6 protein-coding genes and 1 pseudogene are annotated in these 6360 nt (G+C 72.6%); 3 read left to right on the top strand and 4 right to left on the bottom strand.

All coding sequences use genetic code 11. The annotated features are described in order from the left end of the window. From OFY01_RS18930 to OFY01_RS18920, 3 genes and pseudogenes are all read left to right on the top strand, one after another. A pseudogene (locus OFY01_RS18930) lies at positions 1 to 548 on the top strand (serine protease); the annotation flags it as partial. A 110-nt stretch (positions 549 to 658) separates the two neighbouring features. Then, complete coding sequence (locus tag OFY01_RS18925; protein ID WP_266601437.1) at positions 659 to 1609, top strand: bifunctional riboflavin kinase/FAD synthetase; 951 nt, start codon at positions 659 to 661, stop codon at positions 1607 to 1609. A gap of 117 nt (positions 1610 to 1726) precedes the next feature. Further along, on the top strand, positions 1727 to 2209 hold the full coding sequence (locus tag OFY01_RS18920) for a carboxymuconolactone decarboxylase family protein (RefSeq protein ID WP_266601435.1): 483 nt from the start codon (positions 1727 to 1729) through the stop codon (positions 2207 to 2209). On the opposite strand, the gene OFY01_RS18915 is transcribed toward OFY01_RS18920, so the two are convergent. The 4 genes from OFY01_RS18915 to OFY01_RS18900 all read right to left on the bottom strand — a co-directional run bounded on the left by OFY01_RS18915 (position 2176) and on the right by OFY01_RS18900 (position 6319). Next, the gene (locus OFY01_RS18915; protein WP_266601433.1) at positions 2176 to 3186 is read right to left on the bottom strand and encodes an oligopeptide/dipeptide ABC transporter ATP-binding protein; all 1011 of its coding nucleotides are present in this window, start codon (positions 3184 to 3186) and stop codon (positions 2176 to 2178) included. The two genes, OFY01_RS18920 and OFY01_RS18915, sit on opposite strands and share 34 nt — an antisense overlap. An 81-nt stretch (positions 3187 to 3267) precedes the next feature. Next, a complete protein-coding gene (locus OFY01_RS18910; RefSeq protein WP_266601432.1) occupies positions 3268 to 4278 on the bottom strand; it encodes an ABC transporter ATP-binding protein in 1011 nt (336 codons plus the stop codon). Next, the gene (locus OFY01_RS18905) at positions 4275 to 5219 is read right to left on the bottom strand and encodes an ABC transporter permease (RefSeq protein ID WP_266601431.1); all 945 of its coding nucleotides are present in this window, start codon (positions 5217 to 5219) and stop codon (positions 4275 to 4277) included. Before OFY01_RS18905 ends, OFY01_RS18910 begins: the two co-directional genes overlap by 4 nt. Continuing rightward, positions 5216 to 6319: an ABC transporter permease gene (locus OFY01_RS18900; RefSeq protein WP_266601430.1), complete on the bottom strand. Its 1104-nt coding sequence runs from the start codon at positions 6317 to 6319 to the stop codon at positions 5216 to 5218. Before OFY01_RS18900 ends, OFY01_RS18905 begins: the two co-directional genes overlap by 4 nt. Between the last annotated feature and the right edge of the window lie 41 nt (positions 6320 to 6360).

Here is a 6360-nt window from a genome sequence, read left to right as displayed (position 1 = left end):
TGGCCGTCGCACTCGTAGGGGAGCTGGCCCAGGAGCGGCCGCGGACGGCCGCCGCGCACGTGGCCGTGTTCGTCGGGCGCAGGCTCGAACACGGCCCCGGCGACCGTGCCGTGCTGCGGCCGCTCGTCGTGGCCCTGTTGCACAGCCCGTCCGTGTCCGTGCGGGCCGCGCTCGCCGGTGTGCTCGCCGAGCCGGGCACCCCCGCGTCCAGGGCGCTGCGCACCGAACTGCTGGACCTCCTGTTCACACAGGAGCGCGACCCGGCCGTCCTGGACGCCGTACTGACCGAGGCCGCCCGCGGCGCCGCCCGGCGTGGCCGGCCGCGCACGCGGGACCTCGTGCACAGGACCGGGCAACTACTCGTCCGCACCCCGGAGGGCGCCGCCTGCTTCGACCGGCGCCTCGTCGACCTCGCACGGGCCGTACCGGGATTCGCCGCGCTGGTGACGCGGTGGCTGGCGGCCCAGCCGCAGGAGTGGGCCGCCCTCGTCGGACCCGGCGCCCGCCGCATGGTCGAGAACCTGTCCGGGCAGGGCGTGCCCGCCTGACCCGCCCGATGCGAGCGGCGCGCGGTCGGCATGGCACTCTTAGACCTGCGGAATATCGGACACCGGACAGACGAAACCCGTCGTACACAGGTTTGCGAGGAGCAATCACCGTGCAGCGCTGGCGTGGCTTGGAGGACATCCCCCAGGACTGGGGGCGCAGCGTCGTCACCATCGGCTCCTACGACGGAGTCCACCGCGGACACCAGCTGATCATCGGCCGCGCCGTGGAGCGCGCGCGCGAGCTCGGCCTGCCCACCGTCGTCGTCACCTTCGACCCGCACCCCAGCGAGGTCGTGCGACCCGGCTCGCACCCGCCGCTGCTCGCCCCGCACCACCGCAGGGCCGAGCTGATGGCCGAACTCGGCGTCGACGCCGTCCTCGTGCTCCCCTTCACCACCGAGTTCTCGAAGCTGTCGCCCGCCGACTTCGTGGTGAAGGTACTCGTCGACAAGCTGCACGCGCGCGTGGTCGTCGAGGGCCCCAACTTCCGCTTCGGCCACAAGGCCGCCGGCACCGTCGGCTTCCTGACCGAGCAGGGCGGGACGTACGACTTCGAGGTCGAGATCGTCGACCTCTACGTCAGCGGCACCGCGGGCGGCGGCGAGCCGTTCTCGTCCACGCTCACCCGCCGCCTGGTCGCCGAGGGAGACGTGGCGGGCGCCGCGGAGATCCTCGGCCGGCCGCACCGCGTGGAGGGCATCGTGGTCCGCGGCGCCCAGCGCGGCCGCGAACTCGGCTTCCCCACCGCCAACGTGGAGACCCTGCCGCACACCGCGATCCCGGCGGACGGCGTCTACGCGGGGTGGCTGCACGCGAACGGCGAGGCGATGCCCGCGGCGATCTCCGTCGGCACGAACCCGCAGTTCGACGGCACGGAGCGCACCGTGGAGGCGTACGCCATCGACCGCGAGGGCCTCGACCTGTACGGGCTCCATGTGGGGGTCGACTTCCTCGCGTTCGTGCGCGGCATGTCGACGTTCGACTCACTCGACGAACTCGTGGCGGCGATCGCGGACGACGTGAAGCGGGCGCGGGAGATCATCGAGGCGAGTGAGGCGTAGGTAACACCCCTGAAGTGTCATGAACGGGCGCCCGGTTCCGTCATGTAGGTGCAAGGCATCAAGCGTCAGGCATCAACGCGCTGACGCGGCAACGCGCCGACAGATACGGAGTTCGCCATGGAAGCCCGTCTCGACATGTTCTCCCAGCAGGCTGCGCGCGGGTTCGTGAAGCGGCTCGTGGGGGCACACCGGCCGATCACGGAATCGACGGTCCCCGCGACCACGCAGGAACTGGTGAAGATCCGCGCCAGCCAGATCAACGGCTGCTCCGCCTGCCTCGACATGCACACCAAGGAGGCGCTCGCGGCGGGGGAGACGCCGGTCCGGCTCAGCCTCGTCGCGGCCTGGCAGGAGGCGACGGTCTTCACCGAGGCCGAGCGCGCCGCCCTCGAACTGGCCGAGCAGGGCACGCGCCTGGCCGACGGCGCGGGCGGCGTCACCGACGAGGCGTGGGCGAGCGCGGCCAAGCACTACGACGACGAGCAGCTCGGCGTGCTCGTCTGCCTGATCGCCGGGATCAACGCGTTCAACCGGTTGAACGTGATGCTGCGGCAGCCGGCCGGTCACTACGAGGTCGGGATGGCCTCGCCGCTGGAGTGACGCGCGCGTGCCCAATGGCACGCCACCTGCGCCCCGCCCCCGCCGGACAGCGGCGGCAGGTCCCGCGAGCGGCAGGCGTCGGCCACCCCGGCCCGCTCCGCCTCCCCGCTCGCGAGCACCTGGCAGCGCACGTGGAACCGGCATCCGGGCGGAATGCGGGACGGGTCCGGCGGCTCCCCGGCGAGCACCAACGGATCGCCGGTCGCCTCCGGGAGCACTGACAACAAGGCCCGCGTGTACGGGTGCCGGGGGGAGGTCAGGACCTCCTCCACCGTGCCCGTCTCCACGATCCGGCCCAGATACATCACGGCCACCCGGTCGGCGATGTTCCACGCGAGCCCCAGGTCATGGGTGACCACCAGCGCCGAGAGGCCCATCTCCTCGCGCAGCCTGAGCAGCAGCGCCAGGATCTCGCCGCGCACCGACGCGTCGAGCGAGGCCACCGGCTCGTCCGCCACGATCAGCTCCGGCTCCAGGACGAGCGCGCCCGCGATGACGACGCGCTGGCGCTGCCCGCCGGACAGTTCGTGCGGGTAGCGCAGGAAGAAGCGTTCGGGCGGGCGCAGCCCGGCGCGCGCCAGGGCACCGGCCACGGCCTCGCGTTCGTCGCCCGGGTACCGGTGGATGCGCAGCCCCTCGGCCACCGCGTCGTACACGGTGTGGCGAGGGTTGAGCGAGCCGCTCGGGTCCTGGAGGACCAGCTGGACGCGCTTGCGGTAGGTCTTCAGGGCGCTCGCCGTGTAGCTCAGGGGCGCGCCCGCGAAGGTGACCCGGCCGCCGGTCGGCCGTTCGAGGCCGAGCAGCGTGCGGGCCAGGCTCGTCTTGCCGCAGCCGGACTCGCCCACCAGGGCGACGATCTCGCCGGGCGCGATGTCCAGGTCGACCCCGTCCACGGCGCGCGCGTCGGGGGCGCCGCGCCGTCCGGGGAACGTGAGGCGCAACTCCGCCGCGCTCAGCAGTGGTTGAGGTTCCGTCATGCCGTCGTGCTCCTCGCCTCTGGGCCCCGCTCCATGCCCTGCCTCTCTGCCCCGCCGCAATGCTCTGCCGCTATGTCCGCGTCAATGTTCCGGCTCCCGGCCCTGTCCCCGCACCCGCGCCCGCACGTCCTCGGCCGCGCCCGTCCGCCCGACCCGTACGCATGCCGCCCGCCTCCCGGCCCCGGCCGGCCGCAACTCCTGGTCGTCCCGCGCGCACACGTCGAGCGCCACCGGGCAGCGCGGATGGAACGTGCAGCCGGGCGGCAGCGCCGCCGGGTCCGGCGGGTCGCCGGGCAGACCGCGCGGAGCGAACCGGGACGCCGGGTCGCCGATCGTGGGGAAGGAACCGGACAGCGCCTTGCCGTACGGGTGCAGCGCGTCCGCGTACACCTGCGCGGCCGGGCCCTCCTCGACGACACGGCCCGCGTACATCACCGCGAGCCGGTCGCAGGTGTCCGCCAGCACCGCCAGGTCGTGACTGATCATGACGAGGCCGAGGTCCTGCTCGGCCACGAGGCGTGAGATCAGGCCGAGGATCTGCGCCTGGATCATCACGTCGAGCGCGGTCGTCGGCTCGTCCGCCACGATCAGCTCAGGGTCGCAGGCCAGCGCCATGGCGATCATCACGCGCTGGCGCTGCCCGCCGGACAGCTCGTGCGGATAGGACGCGGCGCGGGCGGCCGGGAGGCCCACGTGTTCCAGGAGCTCGGCGACCTTGCGCCGCGCGCCCTCCCGCGTGGCCCGCTTGTGCAGGAGGATCGGCTCGGCGATCTGGTCGCCGACCCTGTGCACCGCGTTGAGCGAGTGCATCGCGCCCTGGAAGACGATCGAGGCGCCCGCCCAGCGCACCGCGCGCACCCGCCCCCACTTCATGGTCAGCACGTCCTCGCCGCCCAGCAGGACCTCGCCGGTGACCTTCGCGCTCGCGGGCAGCAGCCGCAGCAGGGCCAGGGCGAGCGTCGACTTGCCGCACCCCGACTCGCCCGCGACGCCCAGCTTCTGCCCGGCCGCCAGGGTGAGGTCCACGCCGCGCACGGCCCGCGCCCCGCCGTCGTACGTCACCGTCAGGTCGCGCACCTGAAGCAGCGTCATGACCGCACCCCCAGCTTCGGGTTGAGGACGGACTCCACGGCCCGGCCGCACAGTGTGAAGGCCAGCGCGACGGCCGCGATGGCGATGCCGGGCGGCGCCAGGTACCACCAGTCGCCCGCACTGACGGCGCCCGCCTCACGCGCGTCCTGCAGCATGCCGCCCCAGGAGGTGATCGTCGGGTCGGACAGGCCGAGGAACGCGAGGGTCGCCTCGGTCAGGATCGCGGACGAGATGATCATCGTGGTCTGGGCGAGGACGAGCGGCATGACATTGGGCAGCACGTGCCGGACCATGACGTGCCCGTGGCCGCCGCCGAGCGCGCGGGCCCGCTCGATGTACGGGCGTGACTCCACGGACAGCGTCTGCGCGCGCACGAGCCGCGCCGTGGTCGGCCAGGTCGTCACACCGATGGCGATGATCACGGTCCACATGGAGCGGCTCATCACCGTGGCGAGCGCGATGGCGAGGACCAGGGTCGGCATCACCAGGAACCAGTCCGTGATCCGCATCAGCACGGTCGCGTACCAGCCCCGGAAGTGTCCGGCGACGATCCCGACGACCGTGCCGATCGCCACGCACAGGAACGCCGCGAGCAGCCCCACGGTCAGCGAGATCCGCGACCCGTACACCAGGAGCGCCAGCACACTGCGGCCGAACTGGTCGGTGCCGAGCGGGAACCGCCCACTGGGCCCCTCCAGCGGGCCGCCCTCGGCGTCGGTGACGCTCTGCGAGTCCGCGCCGGCGAGCAGCGGCGCCGTGACGGCGACGACCGCGAACACGATCAGCAGCCCGAGCCCCCACAGGCCGCCGCGGTGCGCCCGGTAGGAGCGCCAGAACCGGGCGAGCGACGCGCGTCGGCGGGCGCGGGCGAGGGCGCGCGCGTCGACGACGGATCCGGGCGCGCCCGGCCCGCTCGCCTTCCTGGTCTCGGACGTGGTCATCGGCCCACCCTCGGGTCGAGCAGCGGATAGAGGATGTCGGCGAGGGTGTTCGCGAGGATCACCGCGGTGGCGAAGACGAAGAACAGCCCCTGCACGAGCGGCAGATCGGGAACGGACAGGGCCTGGTAGAAGAGCCCGCCGAGCCCCGGCCAGGAGAACACCGTCTCGACGAGGATCTGCCCGGCGACCACATGCCCCAGGTTCACGAACATCAGCGTGAACGTCGGCAGCAACGCGTTCGGCACCGCGTGCCTGCGCCGCACCAGGTCGTCGCGGAGCCCCTTGGCCCGCGCGGTCGTCAGGTAGTCGCTGCCCATCTCGTCGAGCAGCGACGACCGCATCACCAGGAGCGTCTGCGCGTATCCGACGGCGACCAGTGTGACGACCGGAAGGACCATGTGGTGCGCGACGTCGACGACGTACGAGAATCCGTGCAGCCCCCCTTGTTCGAGCCCGCCCGTCGGGAACATGCCGGGGATCGGCCCGATCCCGACGGCGAACACGATGATGAGGAGCAGGCCCAGCCAGAAGGACGGCACCGAGTACAGGGTCAGCGCGAACGCCGTGTGGAAGCGGTCGGAGCGCGACCCGCTGCGCCAGCCGGAGCGCGTGCCGAGCCAGATGCCCAGCGCCGAGTACAGCACGTACGCCGTGCCGGTCAGCAGCAGTGTCGCGGGCAGGGCGCCGGTGATCTTGTCGATGACCGGGGTGTGGTACTGGTACGAGATACCGAAGTCGCCGCTGAGCGCGTCCCCGATGTACGACGTGAACTGCTTCCACATCGGCTGGTCGAGGCCGTACTGGTGGCGCAGCGCGGCGAGTTGCTGCGTGGAGACGCGCCGGCCGCCGGTCATCTGCTTGACCGGGTCGCTCGGGATCAGCCGGAAGAGGAAGAAGCTGGTGACGAGGACGGCGAAGAGCGAGACGGCCGCGCCGACGATCTTCGCCGCCGCGTACTGAAGGTACGCCCTGAGGTTACGGGCACGGGGGCCGCGCGTTCCCGGCCGGGCCCCCGGCTCCGGCCCGGCCGCCGCGGCCGGACCGGAACCGGGTCGCGCGTCCGCGGACTTCGCGAGGGCCGGAGTGCTGTCAGCTGTCATGTTTCACTGCCTCGAGTGTCATGGTCCACTGCCTCGAGTCG

It is taken from the genome of Streptomyces beihaiensis, from assembly GCF_026274175.1.
Lineage (GTDB): Bacteria > Actinomycetota > Actinomycetes > Streptomycetales > Streptomycetaceae > Streptomyces > Streptomyces beihaiensis.
Note: the sequence above shows the minus strand (reverse complement) of the source record. Positions and strands in the feature narration are given on the sequence as shown.

Excerpts from the sequence above, each read along its gene's own strand:
- OFY01_RS18915 (WP_266601433.1), bottom strand. The coding sequence starts at position 3,186 with ATGACGGAACCTCAACCACTGCTGAGCGCGGCGGAGTTGCGCCTCACG.
- OFY01_RS18910 (WP_266601432.1), bottom strand. The coding sequence starts at position 4,278 with ATGACGCTGCTTCAGGTGCGCGACCTGACGGTGACGTACGACGGCGGG.
- OFY01_RS18920 (WP_266601435.1), top strand. The coding sequence starts at position 1,727 with ATGGAAGCCCGTCTCGACATGTTCTCCCAGCAGGCTGCGCGCGGGTTC.
- OFY01_RS18900 (WP_266601430.1), bottom strand. The coding sequence starts at position 6,319 with ATGACAGCTGACAGCACTCCGGCCCTCGCGAAGTCCGCGGACGCGCGA.
- OFY01_RS18905 (WP_266601431.1), bottom strand. The coding sequence starts at position 5,219 with ATGACCACGTCCGAGACCAGGAAGGCGAGCGGGCCGGGCGCGCCCGGA.